Origin of the sequence: Micromonospora sp. WMMD736 (genome assembly GCF_049179015.1) — a bacterium.
In the GTDB taxonomy this organism is placed as follows: Bacteria; Actinomycetota; Actinomycetes; order Mycobacteriales; family Micromonosporaceae; genus Micromonospora.
The window spans coordinates 1-1,588 of the sequence record NZ_JBMHMI010000160.1 but is presented as its reverse complement, the minus strand read 5'-3'; the positions used below and the strand labels follow the sequence as shown (position 1 = coordinate 1,588).

Below are 1,588 nucleotides of genomic sequence, written 5' to 3'. Positions count from 1 at the left end.
GCCGAGATCGACCAGCGTCGCGACGACGTCCGCGGCCGGCTCAGCGCGCTGATCGACACCGCCGAGCCCACCCCGTCGGATACCTCCGACTCGGCCGACGCGGTGCAGGCCCGGGTGGCGGCGTTCCTCGAACTCAAGGGCCTCGTCGAACAGCAACGCCGCAACCACGCGGACTAAAGCGCCCGTAGCCCCGCCCGGTCCCCCACCACGAACGACGCCGCGGTCACCACCGGCGCACCCGGCCGTGTCACGTACGGCAGCTGCCGAAAGTCCGCGCGCAGCTCGTCGGCGGTGATGCGGGCGCGTAGATAGCCGCGGCGGTTGCTGAAGTAGCGGATGTGCGGGTTGGCGGCCAGCGCCGCGGCGGTGTCCTCTCGGGTGTCCGACCCGTCGCCGCCCGAGCTGATCGACGTCGTCACCAACTCGGTGGCCACCGAGGTGCCGTGCGCCGGGTCGCGGACTTCGGCTGCCCAGTGCGAGTGCACGTCGCCGGTCAGCACCACCGCGTTGCGCGTTGCGGCCATCCCGGCCAGTACCCGATCGCGGCACCCCGGGTAGCCGTCCCAGGCGTCAGGGTTGAACCGGCCCGGCCCCAGCTGCAGCGGAGCGAAGAACACCTGCTGGCCCAGCACGTCCCAGCGCGTGCGGGAACTGCGAAACCCGTTGCGCAGCCAGCGTTCCTGCTCGGCGCCCAACAGCGTGCGGCGCTGATGGCGGCGCTGTGGACAGTCCCCGATCTCGTCACCGCACGGCTGGTCGTCGCGGTACTGGCGGGTGTCGAGCAGATGAAACGTCGCCAGCTCACCCCAGTGCACCCGCCGGTACAGCCGCATGTCGGTGCCGCGGGGTAGCGAGGTGCGGCGCAGCGGCATGTTCTCGTAGTAGGCCCGCAGCGCCGCCGCCCGCCGCTGGGCAAAGCCGCGCTGCGGGATGGCCGGGATGTCACCGGCCCAGTTGTCGGCCAACTCATGGTCGTCGAAGACCACCAGCCATGGCGCCACCGCGTGCGCGGCCTGCAGATCCGGGTCGGCCTTGTACTGGGCGTGACGCTGCCGGTAGTGGGCCAGGGTGGTGGTCTCGGGTCCGACGTGAGCCCGCACATCACCGCCTTTCGCGGCATACTCGTAGAGGTAGTCCCCCAGGTGCACAACGAGATCCGGTTGGTCCTGGGCCAGCCGGCGGTACGCGGTGAACCAGCCCTGCTGATAGTTCGCGCACGACGCGACGCACACCGTCGCCGCGCCCAGCACGCCGGGTGCGGGCGCGGTCGACGTCCGGCCGACCGGTGAGATGTGAGACCCGGTGCGGAACCGGTAGAAATACTGCGCGCCCGGGGCCAGCCCGGTCAGCTCGACATGCACACTGTGCGCGAATTCCGGTGTTGCCACCGCGGTTCCGTGCCGCACCAGCTTCGCGAAGCGGTCGTCGTTGGCGACTTCCCAACCGACCTCTACCGGCCGGGATCCCATGCCGCCCAGCCCATCTGAGTCCAAGGGCCGAGGCGCCAACCGGGTCCACAGCACCACCCCGTCGGGCGTCGGGTCACCCGACGCGACACCGAGCGTGAAAGGGTCGAGCGCGCTGGGCC

Annotated in this window: 1 protein-coding gene; it reads right to left on the bottom strand. The window is 71.2% G+C overall.

Annotated features, from left to right (window positions below; all coding sequences use genetic code 11):
• Positions 1–173: 173 nt before the first annotated feature.
• On the bottom strand, positions 174–1,588 hold a 1,415-nt coding region (locus ACN269_RS35065), incomplete at its 5' end, for an alkaline phosphatase D family protein (protein WP_421477690.1).